At 42.2% G+C, this 26,261-nt stretch carries 24 protein-coding genes and 1 tRNA gene; 11 read left to right on the top strand and 14 right to left on the bottom strand.

Going from position 1 to position 26,261, the window contains the following annotated elements; genetic code table 11:
• Positions 1-15 precede the first annotated feature (15 nt).
• The 4 genes from PHU20_RS11270 (at position 16) to PHU20_RS11255 (ending at position 4,688) form a co-directional block, all read left to right on the top strand.
• Positions 16-3,162 carry a VPS10 domain-containing protein gene (locus PHU20_RS11270; RefSeq protein ID WP_274825472.1) on the top strand — a complete coding sequence of 1,049 codons (3,147 nt, stop codon included), beginning with the start codon at positions 16-18 and terminating at the stop codon, positions 3,160-3,162.
• Between the two features lie 45 nt (positions 3,163-3,207).
• Positions 3,208-3,741 (top strand): pentapeptide repeat-containing protein, encoded by a 534-nt coding sequence (locus PHU20_RS11265; RefSeq protein WP_274825471.1) that lies wholly within the window; start codon positions 3,208-3,210, stop codon positions 3,739-3,741.
• A 100-nt stretch (positions 3,742-3,841) separates the two neighbouring features.
• On the top strand, positions 3,842-4,336 hold the full coding sequence (locus PHU20_RS11260) for a DUF6265 family protein (protein WP_274825470.1): 495 nt from the start codon (positions 3,842-3,844) through the stop codon (positions 4,334-4,336).
• A gap of 1 nt (position 4,337) precedes the next feature.
• Positions 4,338-4,688 carry a hypothetical protein gene (locus tag PHU20_RS11255; protein WP_274825469.1) on the top strand — a complete coding sequence of 117 codons (351 nt, stop codon included), beginning with the start codon at positions 4,338-4,340 and terminating at the stop codon, positions 4,686-4,688.
• A 4-nt stretch (positions 4,689-4,692) separates the two neighbouring features.
• Here the strand turns inward: PHU20_RS11255 and PHU20_RS11250 are convergent, their stop codons facing one another.
• Entirely contained in the window at positions 4,693-5,157 is a 465-nt protein-coding gene (locus tag PHU20_RS11250) for a CBS domain-containing protein (protein WP_274825468.1), read from the bottom strand.
• 116 nt (positions 5,158-5,273) lie between these two features.
• On the opposite strand from PHU20_RS11250, the gene PHU20_RS11245 reads away from it, so the two are divergent.
• From PHU20_RS11245 to PHU20_RS11230, 4 genes are all read left to right on the top strand, one after another.
• Positions 5,274-7,559, top strand: coding sequence for a M28 family peptidase (locus tag PHU20_RS11245; protein WP_274825467.1), 2,286 nt, complete (start codon positions 5,274-5,276; stop codon positions 7,557-7,559).
• Positions 7,552-8,361 (top strand): SDR family oxidoreductase, encoded by an 810-nt coding sequence (locus PHU20_RS11240; RefSeq protein ID WP_274825466.1) that lies wholly within the window; start codon positions 7,552-7,554, stop codon positions 8,359-8,361. The genes PHU20_RS11245 and PHU20_RS11240 overlap by 8 nt, the downstream gene beginning before the upstream one ends.
• 121 nt (positions 8,362-8,482) lie before the next feature.
• Complete coding sequence (locus PHU20_RS11235) at positions 8,483-8,857, top strand: hypothetical protein (RefSeq protein ID WP_274825465.1); 375 nt, start codon at positions 8,483-8,485, stop codon at positions 8,855-8,857.
• A 132-nt stretch (positions 8,858-8,989) separates the two neighbouring features.
• Complete coding sequence (locus tag PHU20_RS11230; protein ID WP_274825464.1) at positions 8,990-9,688, top strand: hypothetical protein; 699 nt, start codon at positions 8,990-8,992, stop codon at positions 9,686-9,688.
• Positions 9,689-9,724: 36 nt separating this feature from the next.
• On the opposite strand, the gene PHU20_RS11225 is transcribed toward PHU20_RS11230, so the two are convergent.
• The gene (locus tag PHU20_RS11225) at positions 9,725-10,222 is read right to left on the bottom strand and encodes a hypothetical protein (RefSeq protein ID WP_274825463.1); all 498 of its coding nucleotides are present in this window, start codon (positions 10,220-10,222) and stop codon (positions 9,725-9,727) included.
• A 63-nt stretch (positions 10,223-10,285) separates the two neighbouring features.
• Here PHU20_RS11225 and PHU20_RS11220 point away from each other — a divergent pair, with 63 nt between their 5' ends.
• Positions 10,286-11,236, top strand: coding sequence for an NAD-dependent epimerase/dehydratase family protein (locus PHU20_RS11220; protein WP_274825462.1), 951 nt, complete (start codon positions 10,286-10,288; stop codon positions 11,234-11,236).
• A gap of 39 nt (positions 11,237-11,275) precedes the next feature.
• Here the strand turns inward: PHU20_RS11220 and rimK are convergent, their stop codons facing one another.
• The 6 genes from rimK to PHU20_RS11190 form a co-directional block, all read right to left on the bottom strand.
• Positions 11,276-12,652: a 30S ribosomal protein S6--L-glutamate ligase gene (gene rimK, locus PHU20_RS11215; RefSeq protein ID WP_274825461.1), complete on the bottom strand. Its 1,377-nt coding sequence runs from the start codon at positions 12,650-12,652 to the stop codon at positions 11,276-11,278.
• 124 nt (positions 12,653-12,776) lie between these two features.
• On the bottom strand, positions 12,777-14,303 hold the full coding sequence (locus tag PHU20_RS11210) for a carbon-nitrogen hydrolase family protein (protein ID WP_274825460.1): 1,527 nt from the start codon (positions 14,301-14,303) through the stop codon (positions 12,777-12,779).
• A gap of 119 nt (positions 14,304-14,422) precedes the next feature.
• On the bottom strand, positions 14,423-14,740 hold the full coding sequence (locus PHU20_RS11205) for a hypothetical protein (RefSeq protein ID WP_274825459.1): 318 nt from the start codon (positions 14,738-14,740) through the stop codon (positions 14,423-14,425).
• A gap of 2 nt (positions 14,741-14,742) precedes the next feature.
• Positions 14,743-15,720, bottom strand: a complete 978-nt coding sequence (locus PHU20_RS11200; protein WP_274825458.1) for a deoxyhypusine synthase family protein — start codon at positions 15,718-15,720, stop codon at positions 14,743-14,745.
• Positions 15,707-16,651, bottom strand: coding sequence for an agmatinase (gene speB / locus PHU20_RS11195; protein WP_274825457.1), 945 nt, complete (start codon positions 16,649-16,651; stop codon positions 15,707-15,709). Before speB ends, PHU20_RS11200 begins: the two co-directional genes overlap by 14 nt.
• 33 nt (positions 16,652-16,684) lie before the next feature.
• Positions 16,685-18,136: an arginine decarboxylase gene (locus PHU20_RS11190; RefSeq protein WP_274825456.1), complete on the bottom strand. Its 1,452-nt coding sequence runs from the start codon at positions 18,134-18,136 to the stop codon at positions 16,685-16,687.
• Positions 18,137-18,582: 446 nt separating this feature from the next.
• Here PHU20_RS11190 and PHU20_RS11185 point away from each other — a divergent pair, with 446 nt between their 5' ends.
• The gene (locus PHU20_RS11185; protein WP_274825455.1) at positions 18,583-19,296 is read left to right on the top strand and encodes a hypothetical protein; all 714 of its coding nucleotides are present in this window, start codon (positions 18,583-18,585) and stop codon (positions 19,294-19,296) included.
• 92 nt (positions 19,297-19,388) lie between these two features.
• A tRNA-Arg gene (locus tag PHU20_RS11180) sits at positions 19,389-19,460 on the top strand.
• Positions 19,461-19,671: 211 nt separating this feature from the next.
• On the opposite strand, the gene PHU20_RS11175 is transcribed toward PHU20_RS11180, so the two are convergent.
• The 6 genes from PHU20_RS11175 to PHU20_RS11150 form a co-directional block, all read right to left on the bottom strand.
• Positions 19,672-20,253, bottom strand: coding sequence for a RidA family protein (locus tag PHU20_RS11175; RefSeq protein WP_274825454.1), 582 nt, complete (start codon positions 20,251-20,253; stop codon positions 19,672-19,674).
• Between the two features lie 1,171 nt (positions 20,254-21,424).
• Complete coding sequence (locus PHU20_RS11170; RefSeq protein WP_274825453.1) at positions 21,425-22,957, bottom strand: hybrid sensor histidine kinase/response regulator; 1,533 nt, start codon at positions 22,955-22,957, stop codon at positions 21,425-21,427.
• Complete coding sequence (locus tag PHU20_RS11165) at positions 22,944-23,447, bottom strand: Rab family GTPase (RefSeq protein WP_338040891.1); 504 nt, start codon at positions 23,445-23,447, stop codon at positions 22,944-22,946. Before PHU20_RS11165 ends, PHU20_RS11170 begins: the two co-directional genes overlap by 14 nt.
• Positions 23,428-24,279 (bottom strand): cell envelope biogenesis protein OmpA, encoded by an 852-nt coding sequence (locus PHU20_RS11160; RefSeq protein WP_274825452.1) that lies wholly within the window; start codon positions 24,277-24,279, stop codon positions 23,428-23,430. Before PHU20_RS11160 ends, PHU20_RS11165 begins: the two co-directional genes overlap by 20 nt.
• 20 nt (positions 24,280-24,299) lie before the next feature.
• The gene (locus PHU20_RS11155; RefSeq protein WP_274825451.1) at positions 24,300-24,656 is read right to left on the bottom strand and encodes a fructose 1,6-bisphosphatase; all 357 of its coding nucleotides are present in this window, start codon (positions 24,654-24,656) and stop codon (positions 24,300-24,302) included.
• 374 nt (positions 24,657-25,030) lie between these two features.
• Positions 25,031-26,200, bottom strand: a complete 1,170-nt coding sequence (locus tag PHU20_RS11150) for a TIGR03364 family FAD-dependent oxidoreductase (RefSeq protein WP_338040890.1) — start codon at positions 26,198-26,200, stop codon at positions 25,031-25,033.
• Between the last annotated feature and the right edge of the window lie 61 nt (positions 26,201-26,261).

The following is a 26,261-nucleotide window of genomic DNA, read 5'->3' as shown; positions in this document are numbered from 1 at the left end:
CTAAATACCGACCGTATGAAACCTTTGCATCTTTTATTCCTTGCCCTTCTTATTTTACCACTTTCCGTACAATCCCAAAAACGCAAAAAGAAATCGACGCCTCCTGCCATCAGCGTGCAAGATTCGATGTTCCATGGATTAAAATGGCGTAATATAGGTCCGTTTCGCGGCGGAAGAAGTGTAGCCGCTACAGGAGTTGTCGGTCTACCAATGACCTATTATATGGGAAGTACAGGTGGAGGGGTTTGGAAAACGGTGGATGACGGAATTACCTGGAAAAACGTTTCTGACGGATTTTTCCAAACAGGTACCGTAGGCGATATTGCAGTATCTGAAAGTAATCCCAACCTTGTTGTCGTAGGTATGGGCGAACATGCGGCCCGTGGGGTAATGACCTCAATGGGAGACGGGGTATACAAATCAACCGATGCCGGAAAAACCTGGGAACATATAGGCCTGGACAGTACCCGGCATATTTCGGACGTCATCATACACCCTACCGACCCCGAAATCCTATTTGTTGCGGCACAAGGCGCACAATACGGCCCATCGCCAGATCGAGGGGTCTACCGCTCGTTGGATGGAGGAAAAAATTGGGAAAAAGTATTGTTCGTCAATGACATTACCGGGGCTTCATCCTTATCGATGGATATGGAAAACCCATTGATCTTATACGCGGCCCTATGGCAGCACGAAAGGTTGCCTTGGACCATTACCTCGGGCGGAAAGGATTCGGGCCTATACAAATCAACGGATGGGGGAAACACATGGGAAAAAATGAAGGAAGGCTTGCCCAAAGAATTCGGGAAAGCCGGGATTTCGGTATCCCGGGCCAATCCGGAAAGGGTCTTTGCCGTTCTAGAAGCCGAAGGCGATAAAGGTGGGGTGTACCGCTCCGATGATGCAGGTAAGAAATGGACCCAAGTAAACAAAGACCGGATCAATATAGCGCGCTCTTGGTATTATATGGAAATATTTGCCGACCCCGTGGATGAAAACCTCGTGTACGTCCTGAATGCCCCCGTAACAAAATCAATCGATGGCGGCAAGAGTTTTAAACCCCTTGCAACCCCCCATGGGGACAACCATGATCTTTGGATCCATCCGACCAACAATAATGTCATGATCAATTCCAATGACGGGGGTGCCAATATTTCAAATAACGGTGGTAAAAGCTGGAGTTCCCAACAGAATCAGCCTACCTCCCAATTCTATCGCGTCATCACCGATAATCTGGTGCCCTATAATATATATGGAGGCCAGCAGGACAATTCGGCCATTGCCATTGCCAGTCGTACGAATGACCAAGGTATTGATTGGAAAGATTGGTATTCGGTCGCCGGTTGTGAAAGTGCCTACTTGGCCTTTGACCCTGATAACCCGGATATGGTATTTGGGGGATGTTACCAAGGTATCATCGAAAAATGGGTGCGTGCTTCCCGAGAAGCGAAATCAATCAAGGAATATCCGGAACTAGGATTGGGGAATGCCCCGGAAAATTTCAAATTCAGATACAATTGGAACGCTCCCATTATCAGTTCACCCCATAATAGAAGTACGATATACCATGCAGGGAACGTCGTATTCAGATCTATCGACCATGGAACTAGTTGGGAGGTCGTAAGTCCGGACCTAACCCGAAACGACAAATCGCAACAAGGCCCTGGCTCCGGTCCGTACACCAATGAGGCAGCCGGTGGCGAAAACTACAATACCATTATGTATTTAGTGGAGTCCCCACACGAAAAAGGAGTGTTATGGGCCGGTAGTGATGACGGACTCATTCACCTTACACAAGATGGCGGTAAAAATTGGAAAAATGTCACTCCCCCTAATGTAAAGGAGGGAATCGTAAATAGTATCGAGGTCTCTCCCCATGATCCGGCAACGGCATACGTGGTTGTCATGCGCTACAAACAAATGGACCTAAAACCCTATATCTATAAGACCTCCGATTACGGAACCACTTGGTATAATATAACAAATGGTATAACGGGGGAACATACGTTTGTACGGGTGGTACGGGAAGATAAGCGCAAGAGAGGATTACTTTACGCCGGTACGGAAACCGGCTTGTTCATTTCTTTTGATGACGGACAAAATTGGCAACCCTTCCAATTGAATTTACCGGTGGTCCCGATCAATGATCTGGTCATTCATGACAATGATCTGGTTGCCGCTACGGCAGGTCGCTCCTTTTGGATATTGGATGACCTGGCTCCCATCCAAAATGTATCCTCCCATAATAAACCAATCAGTATTTTCAAACCCAAGGACACCTATCTTTTCTTTGGCGGACATACCGACAAACCCGTTCCGGGCTTAGGCCAGAATCCTAAATCAGGAGTGACCATCGATTATTATCTAAATACCGATGCCGATAGTTTGGATCTAAAACTTGAAATAGTGTTCAAGGGCGAAACCATTAGTACCTATACCAACAAAAAACCCAAGGATTTCAAATCGTGGCCCGGCGGTCCATCAAAACCCGAAACACTTCCATCTAAAAAAGGATATAACCGATTTACATGGGATTTTAGAAAGGAAACCTTGCCTGCAGTGGACAAGGTCTTTGTTTACGGCAGCTATGCCGGCTCCCACATTGGCCCCGGCACGTACCAATTGATACTGACCTTGGACGGATCGACGGCCGAGACCGAAGTGACCGTTCTAAAAAATCCGAATGTTGAAGGTTCACCGGCGGACTATGGGGAACAACAAGCCGTATTGACACAGATCGAGAGCAGTATAAAAAGCATTCACGAATCGGTGACCGCCATGCGGTCGGCCAAAACCCAATTGCAACGCTATGCCGAACTGTTAAAAGACAATGAAAAGGCCAAATCGCTATTGGATAAGGGGAAAACACTGTTGGAACGCATTGATACCTGGGAACAGCACTTGATCCAACCCAAACAAAAAACCTTTCAGGATGTAATCAATTTCAATAACCGTCTCAATGCGGAATTTATGGAACTGAAGAGTTATGTGGATGTTGCGGAACCCAAAGTGACCCAAGGTGCCAAAGAACGCCTTAACGACCTTTTGGCCGAATGGAAGACCTATGAAAATGAAAAGAAGGCCATCGTTGGTCAAGAAATGGGCGCGTATAACCAATTGTATAAAGATTTGGGATTACCTGCCATCATCATGGGTAAATAGGCCTGGATCCTTTTTTCAATACATATCCCAACATTCCTACTGATTATGGACAACCTTTTTATTGCCGACAAAACCTATAAAGGACAAGATTTCCGGAAAAACCGACTTCCCAAAGGGGAGTATGAAAACTGCATTTTCGAGCATTGCGATTTTACCGATGGGTATTTAGACAACCAAAATTTTACCGAGTGTGAATTCATCGAATGCAATTTCAGCAACACCAATGTTGTCCATACGATCTTCAATGCCGTGCTATTTTCGCAATGCAAAATATTAGGGGTAAAGTTCAATGAGTGTAACGAATTTTTGATGTCCTTCAATTTTAAGCATTGCACATTGAATTTCTCCTCATTCTATAAGATGAAGTTGACCAAGATCACCTTTAAACATTGCAAACTGATCGATGTTGATTTTACCGGGGCCGACCTTACCCAAGCCGTATTCGAAGCCTGCGATTTGGAAAAAGCGGTATTTTACAACACCCTATTGGAAAAGGCCGATTTCAGTACCGCTTACAACTATAAAATAGACCCTGAACAAAACAAAATGAAAAGGCACGTTTCTCCAAAGAAGGGTTAGCTGGCCTATTATTGAAATACGATATCCAAATCGACGATTAATATACCAATCGTTCATAATTTGATAATTCGTATCTTTCTATCAACAAGAGCGTTATTCCATGAAATTGTCCATTATTCCATTGCTGTGCTTTTCAATAAGTTGTTTTGCCCAGAACACTGTTTCTTTTAAAGAAAACGGCACATCGCCCAAAGCTACCTTGGAAGATGTTTCTTGGGTTGCCGGCCATTGGAAAGGGGAAGCCTTTGGAGGCATTGCCGAGGAAATCTGGAGTCCGCCCTTGGGAGATTCCATGATGTTCGTTTTTAAACTGGTGTCCGATGGTAAGGTACAGTTCTACGAAGTGGGCCACATTCAACAACGCGATGAAACCTTGATATTGCAATTGAAACATTTTCATGGTTCGCTGAAAGGATGGGAAGAAAAGGATGATACCGTGGATTTTAAATTGGTTAAGATGGATGGTAACAAGGTATATTTTGATGATTTCACCATAGAGAGAATCAGCGAAAACGAAATCAATATGTATGTGGTGGTGGGTGATGCGGATGGATCTTCAGAAGAGGTAAAGTTCAATTATAAAAGAATGCGGTAACATGCAGCGAAAGTGTTTGGAATGCGGTACCGAAATCAAGGGGAGGATCGATAAAAAATTCTGCTCGGACCATTGCAGGAATGCCTTTAACAACAAGGTGAACAAAGACAGCAAGAACCTGATTCGAAACATCAATAACCGACTGCGAAAGAACTATCGGATCCTGGATAGTTTTCCGCTTAAAGACGGTAAAACAAAGACCACAAGAACCCGATTGATCGATAAAGGTTTCGATTTTGAATTCATCACTAACCTATATACCACCAAAAAAGGCACGACCTATTACTTCCTATACGATTTGGGCTATCTACCCTTGGACAATGACTATTATATGATCGTTAAACGGGAATAGTTTACTATTTCCAGTTGTGCCCACTCAGTTTTAAGGCGGCGATAACGACATCCTTACGGCTTAATTGCCCAACGACCACCCCATCTTTCATAACGGGTAATCTCCTTCGGTTATGTTTGTCAAAAATACCGGCAGCATCGAATATGGAAATATCATGTGGAATGGTCTCTACCTCTTTCGACATATATTTCTCAACGCTTTTATCCAGAATCGGTTGATTGAAATAACGGCTCTCGGATATCTGCTTCATACAATCGGCCTCCGAGATAATACCGACCAACATCCCATTTTCGTCCAATACCGGACCCCCTGAAATATGATGGATGGCAAACTTTTCCATGACTTCCAATATGGATTGTTCAGGAGAAAATGTAATCAATTTGGTCGTCATATAGTCCGAGACCAGAATAGGGGCATCAAACTCTTTTTTTGTGGACTTCCTGATACCTTGAAAACTTTTTATAGCCATAATCTTAATGTTTAGGTTCCTTTTAAAGATAGAAAAAAATATCGAACCGCATTAAATACCCCTTAGGGCCTTGGATCATTCGAATATTTTATACTTTTAAGGTATAAGCATTTCTTATGAACCGATATACAAAAGCCACTACCCTTTTATTGATACTCTTAGCGGTTTATTGGAGTTTTAAGGCTTCCATGCCGTCCTATTCCAAGGATGCCGATGCCCCTTTGACCCGGTTTTCTACCGATAGGGCGTTGACCCATGTCGCAGTAATATCCAAAGAACCCCATGCCGTAGGATTCCCTGCCCATACCAAAGTGCGTGATTACATCATATCCCAATTACGATCCATGGGCCTGGAAACTACCATCCAAGAAGGGTATACCGCCGGTGATTGGGGCAACTTAAGCAAAGCGACCAATATACTTGCCCGGATAGAAGGTTCCGGGAATGGAAAGGCCTTATTACTGCTTTCCCATTACGACAGTAATCCACATTCCGCTTTGGGCGCCAGTGATGCCGGCAGTGGAGTGGCTACCATCTTGGAAGGCGTACGTGCCTTCTTAAGTAGGGACAAGCCTCCGAAAAACGATATCATTATTTTGATTTCCGATGCTGAGGAGTTGGGACTCAACGGGGCCGATCTTTTTGTAAACAAGCATCCTTGGGCCAAGGAAGTAGGCTTAACCTTGAATTTTGAGGCCCGCGGAAGTGGGGGGCCTAGCTATATGTTGGTCGAAACCAACCGAGGGAATGGGAGACTGATCGATGAATTCGTTAAGGCAGACCCACAATTCCCTGTCGCAAATTCTTTGGTGTACAGTATTTATAAAATGCTCCCGAACGATACCGATTTAACCGTTTTTAGGGAAGACGGGGATATCGAAGGCCTTAACTTCGCGTTTATTGACGATCATTACGATTATCATACGGCCAATGATTCTTTTGAACGTTTGGACCGCAACACACTAGCCCACCAAGGCAGCTATTTAATGCCCTTGTTGGTGCATTTTGCAGCAGCCGACTTAGGGGCCCTGAAAAGCTTGGATGATTTCATCTATTTCAATATCCCATTTTTTAGACTGGTCTCTTATCCTTTTGAATGGATATGGCCCATGTTCGCCTTGGCACTCTTCTTTTTCGGTGCGCTTTTGGTAATTGGCTTTCGAAAAAAGTCAATCCATGTACGCCACATACTTCTGGGCTTCGCTCCAATGACCATAACTTTGGCGATCAACGCCATTGTGGGTTATTACAGTTGGACGGTCTTAAAATGGTTCTATCCCGCTTATAAAGATATTTTACATGGCTTTACGTATAACGGCCATACGTATATCGTCGCCTTTGTCCTTTTTTCCATGGCCACCTGTTTTCTGGTGTACCATCAATTCCGCCATATTAAAACCCCGAACCTCTTGGTCGCGCCCATTGTATTATGGTTATCGATCTGTGGTTTGGTTGGGACCTATTTACCCGGAGCAGGTTTTTTCATCATTCCCCTGTTCGCACTTTTGGCCTCGTTGTTGGTGGTGGTCTACCAGAAAAAGCCCAACGTTTATTTATTCGTCTTTTTGGCATTACCTGCCCTATGGATCTATGCCCCGTTTATAAAAATGTTCCCCATTGGCCTAGGACTCAAAATGATGGTCGCGACTACCCTATTGACCACGTTGACCTTTTTCCTTTTACTCCCCATATTTGCCAATTATACGAACAAAGACAGATTGGGGATATTAGGTTTCATGGTTTTTATGGGATTCATGGTCTCTGCACATTTCAATGCCCGTTTTACTGAAAAACACCCGAAACCCACTAGCCTTTTATATGTCTTTGACGCCGATACCCAAATGGCAAATTGGGCAACGTATGAACAAGTCATTTCCGATTGGACCGCCCAATATATAGGGGAAACCAAACAGGTTCCCAAAAAACTGGCCGACAATACCATCAGCAGCAAGTATGCTACCGGGTTCACTTATGTGGCCAACGCCCCGTCCAAGGAAATATTAGGTCCTAAAATAGAGGTGCATTTGGATACCGTCATTGCGGAAAACCGCATTTTGGAACTTTGCGTAACCCCCCAACGCCCCGTAAACCGACTGGAAGTATTTTCCAATGCCATTGAAATCAAAAAAGCAGTCGTCAATGGTATTGCGCTCTCCGAATATTATTTGACCCAAAGAAAGAATGGTAAGTTGATCACACATTACATCAGCAATAATGATGAAACGGAAATTAAATTGTCCATACCAAAAGATGCCGTTTTGGAGTTGACATTTTATGAAGCCTCCAACGATTTGCTCACCAATCCTCAGTTTACGGTTCCTGAGCGCCCTAAAGACAATATTCCCATGCCCTTTGTCTTGAATGATGCCATATTATATACTAAAACCATTTCCTTTGATTAAGAACATTGCCATTATGGGTTGCGGATGGTTGGGTTTGCCCTTGGCGATTTCCCTGATCGGTAAGGGCCATAAGGTATCCGGGACCACGACCTCAAAGGATAAACTCCCTGCTCTGGAAAACGCCGGTATCATACCATACAGTATATCCGTATCCGAAGCGGGAATAGATGGCCCCATGGCGGCACTATTGGAGGATTCGGAGGTTTTGATCATAAACATTCCCCCGAAATTGCGAGGGGCGCATCCTGGGAATTATATCAGAAAAATGGAACACCTGCAAAAAGCCATTGGGAATTCGGCCCTGAAAAATATCATTTTTATCAGTAGTACATCGGTTTACGGTGCTGACCAAGGTAGGATCACCGAAAAAACCATAGCTCGACCGACTTCGGAAGCAGGCCGGCAATTGCTGGTTTCGGAACAACTATTCCAACAAATCCCAAATATCGTAACCACAATTATCCGATTCGCAGGTTTGATCGGTGAAGACCGGCATCCCATTACGATGTTATCGGGTAAAAAAGGATTAAAGAATGGGGACTACCCAGTTAATCTAATTCATTTGGATGACTGTATAGGAGTTATAGAAGCCGTCATTACGAAAAATTGGTGGGGTGAAATCCTCAATGCGGCATACCCGTTACATCCTACCAAAAAAGAATACTATCATCGGATTGCCCAACAAAGAGGGTTGATTCCTCCACAATATGGCCAAAATTCCAACTTGTCAGGCAAAATAATCGACTCCAGTAAGCTTATTCGTGTTAAAAAATATGCCTATAAGACTTCAATCCTGCAATGATTCACCACAAAAAATATGACTTTCACAACAAAAAAGGGGTGTTTTTACGTATTAACCAGTTGATTACCTTCATTTTATCGATGAAATACATAACTTTAAGAGAACCGTAAAATCGATTGACATGGAAAAAACAACATTAAAATCCAGAATTAAATCGGAGATCGAGAATTTGATTTCCAACAGTTGCACCAACCCCCAATCGACCAAAATATTCGAACCCTTACATGTTGCACTATTAAAAAAACACTATAATGCAGCTGATGTATCCATTGACTACCATAGAAAGAGGATTACTATGGATATTGTAATGGACGACAAGCTTTATGACCCTACCAAGGCCAATACCGGTATTCCTTTACTACATGCCAACCTCTTGTTCAACAACCTCAAGGATTTTCTAAAATCGTGTGTGGTAATGGCCCCTGAAAATATCGGTTTTTATGCCGGACTCCTTCGGCAGTTCGCTAAAAAGGAAGTAATTCTTACAATTGTTTAACGTTTCTGAACCTTATCATGAAAAAGGTGCCTTAGGGCACCTTTTTTATTGCCGAATAAATGGTGTTCTTAACAACTTTATACCAATAAATTTAATAGTTTAGCACACTTTAAATTTCAAAACAGAAGTACAATGAAAAAGATGGTCTTTTTTTTCCTAATAGCTACCGGTTTTACGCTAAGTGCCCAATCCACTGACCAGCTACTGAAACATTACCAGGCATTCTATAAGGAAATGAGAATGCAAGCCGATATAAATGGGATGACCAATGCGTTGACCCACCTCAATGTACTTTCCCCTTCAAAAGCACGAAAGGACACCTTGGCCTATATCTACGCCAATAACAACCAGCATATGCAGGCGCTGAACACCATAGGGTTTGAAAAAGACGATACGGATTCGGACTTGGCCGTACAGGTAAAGGCCATTTCGTTAAAAGCCATTAACCAACCCAAGAGGGCCTTAGAGCAAATGGAAATATTGAACAATCGTACCCCTAATGCCTATTTGGCCTATGAAATGGCCGATTTAAAAATACAGATCGGTGATAATGTCGGGGCAAGTGCCAATATTGAATACGGATTGGCCAATGCGAAGGACGAAATGAAATATGCTTTTTATGAAAGACAACAACCTTATGAAGTCTCCTTAAAAGCCGCATTTTTACATTTAAAAGGACTTATAACCTATAATCAGGACAAAGAAAACATCGATGAGGCCATTGCCCTGATCGATGAAGCCCTGACCTTGGAACCCAATTTCAACTTGGCCAGCTTAAGCAAGCAAGCTTTAGAGGCTAGAAAAGCCACTCCTGCCGAAGAAGGGAATTGATCTCTTATCGGCAACCCCGATTGCACCACGTGTTCGCTATTCCCCGTCCAAGATCAATTGGGCATCAAAGGTATGGCTGACCACGGCGTTGAACTGTTGGCGAAGTTTATTATAGGAGTCGATCAATTCATTTACCGAAGCTCCCGGATCTAAGTAGTAATACAGATCACCCTTGACCTTTAGGGCATAGGTCTTGAATACTTTTTGGCGACTTTTTATCTGTGGGGTATCGAACTCCTTGGGATAAGTCGATTTTTCAAGTACTTCCTGTTCTTCTATGATATTGTCGATGGTAAGCCTTAAGTCTTCCTTGTTCGCCACCGTATACAAGGCATCAAAACGACCATCCATGGCCAGGAATTCCGGCCAATCCTTTATAATGGCATCAACTTTAGGATCCAAAACGGCTTTTTTTGGCCATTTTTCAGTACTGATCTCATATAGGGAACCCTCCTGCCCTGCCACTTCCTTTGCGCCTTCCTTACAGGAGAGAACAAGGAAAAACACTAATGCTGCACTTGCGAATTTATACATAAGGCGAATGTACGAATTTTAATAAAGGCTATATTTACGTCATATTCATTTAACGTGTATTTTATGCAAAAACCCATCTTAATATTAGGGGCTTGTGGACAAATAGGTACGGAACTTACCTATGAACTCCGAAAAAAATACGGTGCTACCCGGGTTATAGCCAGTGATATCCGTGAGGGTAACGAAAACCTTATGGACTCAGGTCCGTTCGAACTTTTGGATGCCACGGATTATAATGCTTTGGAAGAAGTCGTGGCCTACTATGAAATCAGTGAGGTATATTTAATGGCAGCCATGCTCAGTGCCACCGCCGAGAAATTTCCCATGCGCGCTTGGAACTTGAACATGAATTCACTTTTCAATGTATTGAACCTTGCCAAGGAAAAAAAGATCGACAAGGTTTTCTGGCCTTCGAGCATTGCGGTTTTCGGTCCGAATACCCCGACGGACAATACTCCTCAAAATACGATCATGGAACCGAATACGGTTTACGGTATCAGCAAGCAATCGGGGGAACGTTGGTGTAATTATTACCATCAAAAATTCGGCGTCGATGTCCGTAGTCTCCGTTATCCCGGTTTGATCAGCCATAAGACGATGCCCGGTGGAGGTACAACCGATTATGCCGTGGAAATATACCACCAGGCACTTTCCAAGAAAGCCTATACCTGCTTTTTGAACAAGGACACCAAACTACCGATGATGTTCATGGACGATGCCATACGGGCAACCCTTCTGTTAATGGAAAGTGATCCCAAAGACATAAAGATCCGTTCCTCTTACAATCTCGCGGCCATGAGTTTCAGTCCGGAGGAAATCGCCAAGAGCATCCAAACCAGGATACCGGATTTCAAGATAGATTACAAACCTGATTTTAGACAGGAAATAGCAGATTCCTGGCCCAATAGCATCGATGATTCCCAAACCCGATCCGATTGGGGTTGGAAACCCGAATTCGATCTGGAACGGACTACCCAAGAAATGTTGGACAACCTTGGTAAAAAACCAAATTAAAAACCCCTAGGGCCGCATCATGGCCGTTGTGGCCTTACCTCAATTGGCCAACTTCAATTTACGTTCAATTGCCGTGATCATCTCATTGGCAATATCCTTACCTGTGGCATTCTCGATACCCTCCAGACCTGGCGAGGAATTCACTTCCAATAACAGGGGCCCCTTATTGGACCGGATAATATCGACCCCTGCCACGGACAAGTTCAATACTTTCGCGGCCTTAATGGCCAGTTTCTTTTCTTCAGAGGTGATTTTTATGGTAGAGGCTTTGCCCCCTTGATGGATATTGGCCCTAAACTCCCCTTTTTCGGCCTGCCGCTGAATTGATGCGACCACTTTCCCGTTAATCACGAAACAACGGATATCTTGCCCGTTGGCTTCTTTGATGAACTCTTGTACCAAAATGTTCGTGTTGACGCTTTTAAACGCATTGATCACACTCTCGGCCGCCTTGTTGGTCTCTGCCAAAACAACGCCCTTACCTTGGGTACTCTCCAATAATTTTATGATCAGTGGGGCACCATTGACCATTTTTATAAGGTCTTTCGTGTCCATGGGGGATTTTGCAAAACCCGTAATGGGTATGTGGATATCGTTTTTAGAAAATAACTGTGAGGCAAAAAGCTTATCCCTTGATTGGTTTATCGCCTCTGCGGTATTTTGGCAATACACCCCCAGATTATGGAATTGCCGTAATAAAGCACACCCATAGAAAGTCACCGAAGGTTTGATCCGGGGGATGACCGCATCAAATTCATTTAGGATATTGCCTCCCCGATATCGAATTTCGGGCGAATGGGCATCCAACTTCATATAGGCCAATTCAACATTGAGGAAAACAATTTCATGGCCCCTGGCCTCTGCTGCCTCAATAATGCGCTTATTGCTGTAAAGCTGCGGGTTACTGGCCAAAAGGGCAATCTTTAACCCGGTCTTCTGTTTGTAAAAAGGCTTGTACTTTAGGTCTATTTCGTCATTCGAGAAATGTTGTAGTTTAAAACTTTCGGCCGGATTCACCATAAACCTATCCATTAAGGCCTCCCGTCCCAAAAGCATACGATACTCCATGGTATCCCTATTGGCCAAGGTCAATTCAATATCAAAAGATTCATTGCCAAATGAAATCGGGGTTTTTACCACCATACGTTCCTCGGAAATACCGGAAGAACTTTTGACCATGCGCCGATCGATCAACCTCGCTTCACACACTAAACTGATACTCCTGTTTTCCTGTAAGGGATTTACCTCAAAGCTTACCCATTCCTGAACCCCTTTATTGATTATTTTGATATTGGTGGCTTGGATCGAAGAGGTTTTTGCCCCTGAATCGACCCTGGCCTTGATGGCCGGAATACCCAATTGGTCAAAACTACACCATTCTTCACTTCCAATAATACGCAACGTGTTCTGCGCCATAATTTATCCTGATTTTATAAACTACTATAAACGTATCGATCCAAGGTTTATCGATTGAAACCAATTGGCCCACAATCGATCTGAATGGAATATAAAAACCATCGAACTTGAATTTGGATACGGATTACTTTTTCCTGACCTCGTAAAGATCGGTCCTTCTATCCTTCAAGTTGCGGACCGCACCGAATTGATTGAGTTCCCTCAACAAATCGATATCCACGTCGGCGATAAGGATCATCTCCGAATTCGGAGTAGCCTCTGCCTTGATGCCATTGGTAGGAAAAGAAAAATCACAAGGTGTGAAAACCATGGATTGGGCGAATTGGATATCCATATTCTGTACATTGGGCAAATTGCCCACACTACCCGCAATGGCCACATAACATTCATTTTCAATCGCCCTTGCCTGGGCGCAATTGCGGATCCTTGAATAGCCGTTTTGGGTATCGGTCAAAAATGGAACGAACAAAATATTCATTCCATCATCGGCCAAAATACGGCCCAATTCCGGAAACTCCACATCGTAACAGATCAAGATCCCTATTTTGCCACAATCGGTATCGAATGCCTTGATCTGGCTACCGCCTTGCATTCCCCATACCTTGGACTCATCAGGCGTTACATGGATCTTTTCATACCGCTCAACACTCCCGTCCCTTTTGCACAAATACCCTACATTCAACAACTTTCCATCGACCACCTCGGGCATACTTCCGGTGATGATATTGATGTTATAGGATATCGAGAATTCGGAGAATTTCTGCACAATGGCCGGTGTATACTTCGCTAGTTCCCGAATGGCATCGGGGGTGGAAAGGTGATTGTGGTCGGCCATCAACGGAGCGTTGAAAAATTCGGGCATCATCGCAAAATCGGAACGATACCCCGATACGGCATCGATAAAGTATTCCGCCTGTTCCAATAAGGCCTCAAGGTTCCCATAGGGCCTCATTTGCCACTGGATCAACCCCAAACGGATAATGGTTTTCTTTGTCGCTGCTTTTTTTGAGGGCTTTTGATAATAAATATTGTCCCACTCCATTAAAATGGCATATTCATTGGATGCCTCATCCCCTTCCAAGTACCCTTTCATGACCTTTGCAGGATGAAAGTCATTGCTGATCTGAAAATTGAGGACTGGATCTTGGATTTCCTTCAATCTTACTTTTGCGATGTATTCCTTAGGGGTGATCTTTTCCGCATATTTATGATAATTGGGCATTCGGCCTCCAAAAACGATGCTTTTAAGGTTTAATTTCTCACAAAGCTCCTTGCGGTAATCATAGAGCCTACGGCCTAATCGAAGCCCCCTGTATTCGGGTTTTATAAAGACATCGATCCCGTATAAAACATCTCCTTCATCGCTATGTGTATCAAAGGAATAATTCCCCGTTATCTCTTCATAGGTATGATTATCCTCATACAGATCATAATCGACAATGATCGACAAGGCGCAACCAGCCAACTGCCCATTGATCATGATCACCACCTGACCTTCAGGAAATTTATCGACCAATAGTTTTATTTGTTCCTCTTTCCAATACGAACCGGGCATATTCGTATAAGAAGAAAGCATGGCTTCCTTAAGTTCTTTATAATCGTCCAGATCAAGGAACCTTAATTCAATATTTTCAATTTCTTTTATTTTCATTTTAGGATAGGTGATAAGGTGGCCATTGATCCCTTGGGCGAATAGCTTGGGAGTTATAGGTATGGTTACCCCAATAAAGGGGTAACCATTGAAAAATTGAATTGATTGTTCGTGCCGAATCAGTCATCGTCGTTACCACCTTCGGGCAAATCGGGATCGGGAACGCCTTCTGGATCGTCATCGTCATAATCCTCATAATCGTCCTCATCATAGTTCTCCATGGTATATTCCAATTTTGCACTGATCTTGACGAGATATTTGGTGTCTTCGGTCAAAACCTCAACAGCCTCGACCCGTTCCCCATTGGCATTTCGGAATGAAATGATATTCCTATCATCATATCCATCAGGGTATCTATCGACCAAAAGCTTAAGAACTTCCGGGGTCAACTTTTTAAAATCTACGATTACTTTTTTTAAATGTGGGTGCTTGTCCATAATTACATGTCTAAAAGATAAGCAAAAATTAATGGTGCCACAATGGTCGCATCACTTTCTATTATAAATTTCGGGGTGTTGATATCCAATTTGCCCCATGTGATCTTTTCATTGGGTACGGCACCTGAATACGACCCATAACTGGTGGTAGAATCACTGATTTGGCAAAAATAGCTCCAAAATGGGGTATCTGTCCGTTCCATATCCTGATACAACATCGGCACCACACATATAGGGAAATCGCCTGCTATACCTCCTCCTATCTGGAAAAAGCCGATACCGTTTTTTGAATTTTCGGTATACCAATCGGCCAAGAAGGTCATGTATTCAATACCCGATTTCATGGTATTCGCCTTTAACTCCCCTTTTAGAACATAGGAAGCGAAAATGTTGCCCATGGTGCTATCTTCCCATCCAGGACAGACGATCGGGAGGTTTTTTTCGGCCGCTGCGTACATCCAAGAATCTTTAAGGTCTATTTCGTAATATTCCTCCAATACCCCGGACAGCAACATTTTGTACATGTACTCATGGGGTAAATACCGCTCCCCTTTCGCTTCGGCCTCTTGCCAGATCTTGAATATATGTTCTTGCAACCTTCGAAAAGCCTCTTCTTCAGGGATACAGGTATCCGTAACCCTATTAAGGCCTTTTTCCAATAAAGCCCATTCATCCTGGGGGGTCAAGTCTCGATATTCCGGCACCCTTTTATAATGGGAATGGGCCACCAGATTCATGATATCCTCTTCCAAATTGGCACCGGTACACGATATGATCTGTACTTTATCCTGACGGATCATTTCGGCAAAGATCTTACCCAATTCCGCAGTACTCATTGCCCCGGCCAAGGACACCAGCATTTTGGAACCCTGTTGCAATTGCTCCTCATACCCTTTGGCCGCATCAACCAATGCCGCGGCATTGAAATGCAGATAGTATTTCTCGATAAATTCGGAAATAGCTCCTTTAGTCTTCGTCATCTTCAAATTTTGATTGGGCATTGTTCCCCGATTTATAATTCACATCATAGGTATTGTCATACTCATCACCGACATCTTCGCCCATGAATTTATAGCTTAACATTTTATAATACAACTTGGCCGCCAGAAAATCCGATGATTTATCTTCGGGATTGGGGCATAGTTCAACAATATCAAACCCTACCACATTCTTTTCCTCAAATACCTGCTTTAGGAATTCCAGTGTTTCATACCAGAACAGTCCCCCTGGCTCAGGGGTCCCCGTTGATGGGAGAATGGACGGATCCAAGGCATCGAGATCAAAAGTGATGAACACGTTCTCGGTCATTAGGTCGATGACCTTATCCATCCAATATTCGTCATTGACCATGTCATGGGCGAAAAAGGTCTTTTCCTCATCCATAAAGGTCTTTTCAATGGCATCCATCGAACGTATGCCCACTTGGATCAAATTCGTTGATTGACTGGCTTCATGTACCGCGCAGGCATGATTGCAGGTCGAACCGTTATAAGATTCCCGTAGATCGGCGTGCGCATCGATATGTAAAACGGTAAGGTTGTCAAAACATTCATTGAACGCCTTGATACTTCCTATTGAAATGGAATGCTCACCCCCAAAAAGGGTAACGAATTTGTTACGTTTTATGTACTCTTTGGTTATTTTATGAACCGCGTTGACCATTGTTTCGGGAGAATCGTTTTCGGTTACCGGCTTTGTCAAGTGTATGCCTTGTTTATACACTTCGGAATCGGTTTCAATATCATACAATTCCATATTCTCCGAGGCATTCAAGAAGGCGTCCGGACCTTTATCCGACCCTTTCCCCCAAGTGCTTGTCCCATCATAAGGAACAGGGATCAAAATTACCTTTGCAGTTTCCAATTGTGCGAATTCATCGGTAATACCCGCATAATTCTTTATTGTACCCATTTTTTTAAAATTGATTTATTGTTTTTAGTATCCTTATAAAGGCATTGTCATTTCGTTAAGTACCTCTTCGGTGATTTTTTCAGGCACCTTGGTTTCATATCCCAATATCTGTAACATTTGCTCGGCTTTTTGCTGAGGCTTGAACAGGGTTGTTGTTAGCTCACCATTTTCATCCCTATCGATGATAATGTGTTTGGGTTGAGGTATAAGGCAATGCTGCAGTCCCCCAACACCCCCAATGGAATCTTGATATGCCCCGGTATTGAAGAAACCTATATAAAGGGGCTTACTTTTACTGTATTTGGGTAAATAAATGGCGTTCCTATTCTGTTCACTATTGTAATAGTCATCACTATCACATGTGAGTCCGCCCAAAAGGACCCGCTCATATTCATCGTTCCATCGGTTGATCGGCAACATGATAAATCGTTTATTTATGGCCCAAGTATCGGGTAAGGTAGTAATAAAGGATGAATCTATCATATTCCATTTTTCCCTATCATTCTGTTGTTTCTGATAGAGGATCTCATAAATGGCACCACCGCTCTCGCCAACGGTAAAGCTACCGAATTCGGTAAAGATATGGGGAACGGGTACCTCGGCCTCCTGGCATGCGATATTGATCTGATTAATGATCTCATCGACCATATACTCATAATCATACTCAAAAGCCAAGGAGTTCTTTATCGGAAAACCACCCCCAATGTTAAGGCTATCGAGAGAAGGACACATTTTCTTCAATCGCACATAGACCTTTAAACACTTGGCCAATTCGTTCCAATAATAGGCATTGTCCCGTATACCGGTATTTATAAAAAAATGGAGCATCTTCAGCTCAACCTTATCATTCTCTTTGATTTGGTTTTCATAAAAGGGAACGATATTCTTATAGCCTATCCCCAATCGCGAAGTATAGAATTCGAATTTAGGCTCTTCTTCGGATGCGATCCTGATTCCAACCTTAAAGTTGTCGTCCACAACATCGGACAACAGATCGATCTCCTCATAATTATCAATGATCGGAATACAGTTGCGATGCCCCGAATTGATAAGGCGACCTATGTTCTCTATGTACTGTTCGCGCTTAAATCCGTTGCATAAGATGTAGGCATCATCTTTTAATTTTCCCTTTTCCTTTAGGTTCTCGATGATATTGATGTCAAAAGCCGATGAAGTCTCTATATGGATATCATTCTTAAGGGCTTCATGCAGTACATGCTGAAAATGGGAACTTTTGGTACAATAGCAATAATGGTACTTTCCCTTGTACCCATTTTTTTCTATGGCTTTTGAAAACCAATTCTTGGCCCGTAAAATATTATCCGAAATTTTGGGCAAATAAGTGAATTTTAATGGACTGCCGTATTTTTCGACCAGTTCTTTCAAGGGAATACCATGAAATTGGATACTGTCATTGCTAAGGGTAAACTCCTCTTGGGGAAAATCAAACGTTTGATCGATCAGATCGATATATTTTGTATTCATTGGAATAATTGAAATTTAATATTAAAACAATAAAAAAATAAAAGGATGGGGATTTCTTTTAGATGGAATGTCTTGTTTTAAAATCAAATGACAAATTGCTCCGCCGTAGTGGGAATGAAGAAATAATCGTGCTGACTGCAGACGATTGTAGAGAGGTTATCAGAAGTTAGCTTTAAATTCCGGTTTCCCAATCCCTGGGCCGGCAGTGGGTTTGACTTCCTAATTCCCAATGCCCCGAACATACAAACACTATTCATTATGTTCAGCTAATGCCAAAAATCAAACCAAAAACCTTTTTGGTTTGTGGGTGCAAATAAAATCAAAAAAAACAAAAAACAAGCTTTTTACGAAAAAAAATACGTATTTTTTTTATTGCCCCCACAACACTTATAACCAATTCATTTTTAGCTTATTAATTCTTATATTTAAAACCAAAACACCGTGGTATGAAAACAGTCGACAAAGTTACCTTCCTTTTATTTTTCTTGATCTGTACCGGAACACAGACGATGTATGCCCAAATTACCCCAGGGGTGTATTTTTCAAAGGTCAAAAAAACCGTCCATGAGGTCAAATTGACCGACAACTATTTTACCTATACCACCTATGACAAATCCCCCGCGAAGTTCATTAAAACCGTCGGCGGGTTTTATCATATTGAAGATAATCTAATGGAAGTACTTTTGGAATTCAATTCCAATTACACCCAAGACTCCGTGCGGCAATTGCGCTTACCTTTTGAAACCCGTGGGAATATATTGGTCCTTGATATGAAATCCAAGATGGAATTGAAGCAAGCCCCTAAATCAAATCAGGATTTGGACGGACAATGGATGTTCGGTACCCGTGGGCCGGATCAAGGTCAGGAACGAAGGGGTGATAGCAAGGCGCGGAAAACATTGAAATTCTTGCAAGACGGAAGGTTCCAATGGATTGCCTACAATACGGAGACCATGATGTTCAGCGGTACCGGTGGCGGTTCCTTCATCTCAAAGAATGGCGTTTACCAAGAAAATATCGAGTTTTTCTCAAAGGATGATTCCAGGGTCGGGGCCGAGCTTATTTTCGAGTATAATATCCAAGGGGACGATTGGCATCACCAAGGAAAAAACAGCAAAGGGGAACCTATGTACGAAATATGGGTGAAACGAAAAAGATGACCAAAACCCAATTTTAGTGCAATGCCATAAAAAATTTTGTTTGAAGGCCATAATTAGTACAAAAAACTTTACTTTTGCCTTCCTATTTCAAGGGCCTCGTAGTTCAATGGATAGAATAGAAGTTTCCTAAACTTTAGATGCAAGTTCGATTCTTGCCGAGGCTACTTTTTTAATTTTAAGATCCCTATCCCTTTTTTATTACTTTCCGCGTACGCCATCCCAAAATATATTTTGTAGGTAGGATTTCCTGTTCGACACCTTGCGGTAAAAATGATTTTTTTGGATATCTCCATACCATTTTAGGGGACACTCCCCCCGTTCGGGTCATTTGATAACCTGAAAGCCAAAAAATGTGAAACACGGTAACCTAGAAATCTAATCTTCAAAAACCTCTACCACCATTTCAATTTCAACAGCCATATTATTTGGTAATGAACCCATACCAACGGCAGCTCTTGCATGCTTTCCCCTATCGCCAAAAACCTCGACCATAAAGTCGGAATACCCATTGATCACTTTGGAATGATCTTTAAATTCAGGTACCGCATTGACCATGCCGGTAACCTTGACGATACGTTTTACCTTATTGAGATTGCCCAGCTCCGATTTAAGTACGGATAATTGCTGTACACCTATCGATTTCGCCGCAGCATATCCCTGTTCCACATCCAATTCCTGACCTAGCTTACCGGTAATCGTTTCCCCGTCGGCACCTTTCGGCCCTTTACCCGCCATAAAAATAAGGTTACCCACACGTACCGAATTGACATAATTTGCCAAGGGTGCTGAAATCTCTTCAAATGGAATCCCTAACCCGACCAAATTTTTTTCAGGATCATACCCTTCCGGTATTTTTTCTTTGATGATTTCCATTTTCACTTCTTTACCTTCACTTTTTCCATCCGTAGTACAGGATACCGTTAAGGCCAGCAAGGCAAACAATGTAATATATTTCATGTAAAAGGTCTTTAGCCCAAAAATACTAAAAATAACCTATGGAAAAAGAAAAAGGGATAACCGAAAATTCTTCCGTATTATCCCTGAGGGGAACATCACAAACACAATCCGCATCATCTTACATCATGAAATTGAACCCCTATTCGGATCACCTCAAGTATGTATTCAAATTTGAAATTCAGCCTTTATATTCTTTTTTACTTTCTTCCTTTTCTTCGTATTCGATCAAAACCGGTTACTGCGGGCTTTAGAATATACAAAGCAGGTTCATGATCCCTAAAAGTAGCAACAGCCCTTACCGTATTCCTTTTTCATAGCAATTTTATGGTTCGATAACCGTGATACCCCAATTACACAACTCCTTTCCTTCGCAATCCCGTACGGGTAATTCAAAATTTAAGACATCTCCTAAAAAAACCGAACCCACAAATAACCCTTCTTCCCTATTACTTTGACCCATCACTTATTTTATATCAGGGATTTCCCCATTTGATGTAATTGCGCTTATCTTCTTTTTATTACAGGTTTATAGCCCCTTAACGATCTTTCCTTCTTTAAAAAAAAGGCCCTGTATTCAGGGCCTTTTTAAACCAACCAAACTAGTTAAACCTAAATTACCTCTATTACTATCAAAACCCTGGTTGGTTTTTACGTCCACTGGAACAACCAATTCAAATTCCAGTGGACGGTTTGGATAAAACGGTTAGTGTTTATATAGCATTTTACCCATCTGTATTATTTAATGCGCCTACAAGTACATCTTACCATCCGGCACTTGATGCTTCATTTTCTTTTTTTCATGGTACTTTCAACATCGTTTCGAAGCACCCTTGACTTTACCATCGTTTTACGCTTTTGCAAGGTTGTCGGCACGATGATATATAGGGTCGTTAAAAAAACCATCAAACTGATTATGAAAAGAATATCCATTAAAATCGATGTATCCATAAGTGTCCTTTACATGTAAAATCGTTCTCTTTATTTCCCGTTAAGACAAATCTATGGCACTCTCCGATTTTTTTTGCTCTCAAAAATTTCGAATAAAATATTACATCGATGAAATACCTTATTTCATCGACGAAATACATTTTTGTAGGTTTTTTCTGATATTGTTATTTAAAAAACTACCTATACAACAAACGGATAAACGCAGTTGACGGTTAAGGGGCGTTTACCGTAGCGATTTAACAATGGCCTCAAGGAGTTCGTTGAAATCAAATGGCTTTGTAACCACGGCGTTCATCCCCATTTTTAAATAAGCGTCCATATCTTCCTCAAAGACATTGGCCGTAACCCCTATAATGGGGATTTTCTTTATATCCTTAAAGGGGAAATCGCGTATCAACCTTGTTATTTGATCACCGGGTACATTGGGAAGATCAACATCCATAAGAATCACGTCATAGGGATTGTTGATTACCGTTTCCAAAACCAATGCCCCGTCATTGACCAGATCAATATAAAACATATCGGTATCCATTAGGGTCTTGAACAGCACCATTTGTGTCCGTTCGTCATCCTCAACCAACAATACCCTATATTTCTTATTTGATTTGGGCTTTCGCAGGTCAAGGAGTTCCTTTTTGTTTTTTTTCAAGGGTTTGGACGCCAGGTCCAACGCATAGGTCAGGGTGACATCAAAATAAAAGGAGGATCCCTTGCCCAATTCCGATCGTACATAGACCTCACTCCCCATCAATCCCAGTAAACCTTTGACTATGGAAAGTCCCAAACCAGCACCTTCCTTTTTGCCTTCTTCCTCCAATTGTGTAAAACTCTCGAATATTGCCTTTGTCTTTTCCAAGGGAATACCGATCCCAGTGTCGGAAACTTCGAATCGCAAGCTCACTTTATTGGCCCTTTTTTGATTGAGTGATACCTTTAGGGCGATACTACCTTCCTCGGTGAATTTCAAGGCATTATCCAGTAAATTCGTCAAGATTTGGAATATACGTATACGATCCCCCTCGATATATTCCGGGATCCTACGATCATAATCCAGGTCGAATCGAATCGGCGTTCCTTTGGTTTTCGACCCATAGGTAAACGCAATGAGTTCAAGTAAGCTTATCAGGTTGAATACTTTATGGCGTAAAATCAACTTTCCGGAAGCGATCATACTGATGCTCATGATATCTTCGAGCAACAATTTTAAGTGGGCATTCGATTCTTTAAGGAAATCGACCATTTGACTTTGTTCCCTGTCCAATTGGCTTTTTTCGAGAAGGTTGGTAATCGAAACAATGCTGGTCAATGGATTTCTAAGTTCATGGCTGAAGTTCCGGATAAAGGTATTTTTAAATCGTTCCCTTTCTTCCAATTCCAGATTTTTCAGAACGACCAATTCGGAATTTATTATCGATTCGTTCCTTGCTTGGGCTATTTTTTGCAAGGACGTATAGTGTTCGGTAAGATCGTTTATGACCAGAAGGATATGGTTCCCTTTATTGATCATACCAACGTCGGTAATGAAATTTTGGCCCGCAACCCCAAGATGCACACCATTATAGGTAACCGATCCTTCCTTCGTTTCCAAAATGGAAGCATAGGATGCAAAGAACGGATGCACATCGTAAATAAAATCGCCTGGATTTATGGCTAAAAATACCCGATCGCTTTCCAGTACCCTACCATCCAAATCAATGACGACAAACTGAACATTCCGGCTAATGTATTGTTCCCTGTATTGTTTAAGAGTGGCCATTCAATAACATTGCTAAATGGGTGAACATTTCATTGACATCATCCCCTGTTTTTGCACTGGTCAAATAATCGGCCTTGATATCGTTGTCATCCAGAAGTATTTGAAGTTCATCCTCTATGGCCAGGTCTTTCTTGTTGCCTACGACGACCAAAGGGGTTTCAGGCATTTTATCCGCAACTATTCTTAAATCACGGTTTAGGTCCTGAAACGTTGAAGGCCTACTGATATCGAAAACAAAGACCACCCCATGGGTACCCAATAAATAGGCTTGCCGGATCATTTGCACTTCATCGGTACCTTCCAGATCCCATATAATAAGTGACACCGATTCTTCAGGACCTACCTCAACAACTTTTTTGGAGATATGCACACCGATGGTAACCTGGTATTTATCTGAAAAACTATTTTCAACAAACCTCCGGATCAATGATGTTTTGCCAACGCCAAAATGACCGAGGATCACGATTTTCTTAGATCTTTGTATTGCCAAAATATGCTGCTAGCTTTTTTTCAATGAGTTCTGTACTTATGGTAACTACCGGATGCTCCAGATGACGGCTTGTATAGATCAGATCAAGGTTCATCTCCATAAAGTTATGGTAAAAATCAAAAATGATATTTTGCACCTCATCCTTTGTTTTTAAACCATAGGCCCCGGAGATTACAACCGCGACATAATAGTTGACAAAACTTTGGATATGGATATTATACAACTCATATTCAATAAGTTCGAGCTCTTGGTTTTTTTGATTGAAGGCATCCTCGACAAAGGACTTAATGGCGGTGAGCATTCCGGATATCATCTCTTCATCTATGGTTTCGGTTTTGGAATACGCCGCTTTTAAAAGGCCCGAATCCCTTTCTATCAAAAATACCTGTTGAATTTTACCGGAAGCAAGATCGTCGAGCAATAGTTTTTTTTCATTTCTTCCCCAAAAGAACGATCTTATCTTTCTTTTCCAAGCAGAAATAAAACTCAACTGATTGTCTATTTTTTCCGATAGGACCCGGATTTCTTGGGCGACATATTTTTTGACCATCTTACCAAGAATGGGATAAATGGCATCTACGACCTCGTCTTTGTGGTTATTTATTTCCCGTTTTAAGGTCTCGGTAATTACGGGGCCCAGGCTTTGGGGTATGTTCTTGGTATATTCCTTTAACTGCCTTTCTACGATGGGATCTACCTTAGCGGCAAATTTCTCCCTATTGCTATAGGCTTCTTCCAACAATTCGATACGCTCGGCGATTTTATCAATATCTTGCCGATCCTCGGTGAACAAAATATCCTTAAGGATTTCCAATCTGTCTTTTTCGCTCATTCGAATTGCCGTTGGAACTATTATTTACTACTGACTTTCTCACCCAATTCGATGAGCAATTTCCCTAGGGTATCCTTTGCGATACTTTTTTCCTCTAAATCTTCCAACTTGGTTTCCAAACTTTTCTCCAAGTCCGTAATCCTGATATTAACGTCGGTGGAAACATCATCCAATGATTTTCTCAAGTCCGACCCAACCTCCTCGATCAAATCCTCCAAAATCTTCTTCTTATTGAGAATGTCCTCTTTTAAAGCTTCGAACTCGGCCTCGTAGGCCTCCATATTCTCCCCAAAAATCAGATTTTTTATCGCCTCTATCTTAGCGTTCGGATCTTGGTTTCCGTGCAATTTGATTACATCTTTTTGGTTTTTTGACATTTGACTTTGATTTGAAGGTTTTGATGCATTTAACAGCTTATGAAATAACGTTAGACCTTGTAGCCTTAAACTTCACTTAAAATTAAGGATAAAAGTCCAATGCTAGGGCATATAGTGGTTCTAAGTTAGCTTTCAAATATATAACAAATTTAATTTTGAACCCTTCCCGACCATTTTTAAACCCCGATTCATGGAAACGCTTGCCCTATGGCGGCAAAATAGGTTGATGTTGACCGAACCCCATATTCAAAGGTCACCGGTGGCATTAAGGTCAAAATTACGGACGGAAATCGCCGATCCGATAGGCTAATTTCAACCCGGCGATCCTCAAGGTACGGGTTGCTTTACGCACGACGACCTCAAATAAACCCGTTTCAAAGGCCTCCTAGATTACATATTTCATGAATATTCGCTTTTGCGAATCCCGCACTACCGGTCAATCCCTTCCCACCAATTCCGGTAACAATATGGATGTTATCGTCGATCGTTGCCTGAAAGACGTCTGCCGTTTTACAATGGGAAAACAGTCCGTACCATCTTCTTTGTATGTTGTAGGTGGGTAAATCGATGATTTTTTTGGCCTCTTTAAGGATATAGTGGTCAATCTCCATATCCAAATCCGTTCCCAGGGAATTGATTTTGGACACATCGACCGATCGATGCGAATCCCCAATAATGATCGAACCGTCCAAGGTTTGGTTAAAGTGGATCTGCACCCCATATTCCTTATCCGTGAAGCCTTTACCACCGTTGGAAGGTATATGGGCATAGGACGGACATTCTTGAAAAGCCCCATAGGCACGTATGCTCTGACCGGCAAGTACCGAACCCGACAATTTATAGTGCTTTTGTGGGGAGGTTTGCATCAGCTGCATTTTTGACACCATGAGGTCACTTTCTTGGAACAATGTCGGGTACAAGGTCTTAAATTCGGTACCATTACAAATGATAACCTTCGCAGCAGACAAAGAAGTATTGTTGGAGCACTGTACTTCTATCCCGTTAGACAAGGCGATACAATCGATCACTGTACAGTTTAGATAAAGTACCAACCCTGAAATTTTTAAGTATGCATGCAATTTATTGAGCATGAGCCGTGGGGCCACCACCAATTCCTCAGGAAAAAAAAGCCCGGAGCGAACATAATCATTACGTAATCCCGGGTAGGCCTTGAGGCATTCGTACTTCGTCAATAATTCCGATCGATAGTCGTTGTCCCTATTGATTTGATGCAGCTCTACAAGCAATTGTTCCTCTTCAGGATTGGAAGCAAAATACACACTACCTTCTTGGCGAACCGAAATATCGAAATGTTCCTGTATTTCTTTGTAGATCCTTAAACTTTCCCGTCCAAAAAGCTGCCATTTGCTATTCATCGCAGAGGGCACCACATGTCCGTAATTGGTAATGCTGGCACCTTGGGGGGTACTGTCTTTTTCTACCAAAGCCACCTTCAACCCTCTTTCAAGCGCATGGTAGGCATGAAAAGTTCCTAGAACCCCTCCTCCTACGACAATAAGGTCATATTGTGGTTGTATCTTCATATAACTGTCCATTGAATTCTTGCTACCTACATCGTCAACCTAAGATAATTTCATGTGAATT

This window comes from Maribacter polysaccharolyticus, from assembly GCF_028882255.1.
GTDB classification, from domain to species: Bacteria; Bacteroidota; Bacteroidia; order Flavobacteriales; family Flavobacteriaceae; genus Maribacter_A; species Maribacter_A polysaccharolyticus.
Note: the sequence above shows the minus strand (reverse complement) of the source record. Positions and strands in the feature narration are given on the sequence as shown.

Coding starts and splice junctions, on each gene's coding strand:
- PHU20_RS11270 (WP_274825472.1), top strand. CDS start 16: ATGAAACCTTTGCATCTTTTATTCCTTGCCCTTCTTATTTTACCACTT.
- PHU20_RS11265 (WP_274825471.1), top strand. CDS start 3,208: ATGGACAACCTTTTTATTGCCGACAAAACCTATAAAGGACAAGATTTC.
- PHU20_RS11260 (WP_274825470.1), top strand. CDS start 3,842: ATGAAATTGTCCATTATTCCATTGCTGTGCTTTTCAATAAGTTGTTTT.
- PHU20_RS11255 (WP_274825469.1), top strand. CDS start 4,338: ATGCAGCGAAAGTGTTTGGAATGCGGTACCGAAATCAAGGGGAGGATC.
- PHU20_RS11250 (WP_274825468.1), bottom strand. CDS start 5,157: ATGGCTATAAAAAGTTTTCAAGGTATCAGGAAGTCCACAAAAAAAGAG.
- PHU20_RS11245 (WP_274825467.1), top strand. CDS start 5,274: ATGAACCGATATACAAAAGCCACTACCCTTTTATTGATACTCTTAGCG.
- PHU20_RS11235 (WP_274825465.1), top strand. CDS start 8,483: ATGGAAAAAACAACATTAAAATCCAGAATTAAATCGGAGATCGAGAAT.
- PHU20_RS11230 (WP_274825464.1), top strand. CDS start 8,990: ATGAAAAAGATGGTCTTTTTTTTCCTAATAGCTACCGGTTTTACGCTA.
- PHU20_RS11225 (WP_274825463.1), bottom strand. CDS start 10,222: ATGTATAAATTCGCAAGTGCAGCATTAGTGTTTTTCCTTGTTCTCTCC.
- PHU20_RS11220 (WP_274825462.1), top strand. CDS start 10,286: ATGCAAAAACCCATCTTAATATTAGGGGCTTGTGGACAAATAGGTACG.
- rimK (WP_274825461.1), bottom strand. CDS start 12,652: ATGGCGCAGAACACGTTGCGTATTATTGGAAGTGAAGAATGGTGTAGT.
- PHU20_RS11210 (WP_274825460.1), bottom strand. CDS start 14,303: ATGAAAATAAAAGAAATTGAAAATATTGAATTAAGGTTCCTTGATCTG.
- PHU20_RS11205 (WP_274825459.1), bottom strand. CDS start 14,740: ATGGACAAGCACCCACATTTAAAAAAAGTAATCGTAGATTTTAAAAAG.
- PHU20_RS11200 (WP_274825458.1), bottom strand. CDS start 15,720: ATGACGAAGACTAAAGGAGCTATTTCCGAATTTATCGAGAAATACTAT.
- speB (WP_274825457.1), bottom strand. CDS start 16,651: ATGGGTACAATAAAGAATTATGCGGGTATTACCGATGAATTCGCACAA.
- PHU20_RS11190 (WP_274825456.1), bottom strand. CDS start 18,136: ATGAATACAAAATATATCGATCTGATCGATCAAACGTTTGATTTTCCC.
- PHU20_RS11185 (WP_274825455.1), top strand. CDS start 18,583: ATGAAAACAGTCGACAAAGTTACCTTCCTTTTATTTTTCTTGATCTGT.
- PHU20_RS11175 (WP_274825454.1), bottom strand. CDS start 20,253: ATGAAATATATTACATTGTTTGCCTTGCTGGCCTTAACGGTATCCTGT.
- PHU20_RS11170 (WP_274825453.1), bottom strand. CDS start 22,957: ATGGCCACTCTTAAACAATACAGGGAACAATACATTAGCCGGAATGTT.
- PHU20_RS11160 (WP_274825452.1), bottom strand. CDS start 24,279: ATGAGCGAAAAAGACAGATTGGAAATCCTTAAGGATATTTTGTTCACC.
- PHU20_RS11155 (WP_274825451.1), bottom strand. CDS start 24,656: ATGTCAAAAAACCAAAAAGATGTAATCAAATTGCACGGAAACCAAGAT.
- PHU20_RS11150 (WP_338040890.1), bottom strand. CDS start 26,200: ATGAAGATACAACCACAATATGACCTTATTGTCGTAGGAGGAGGGGTT.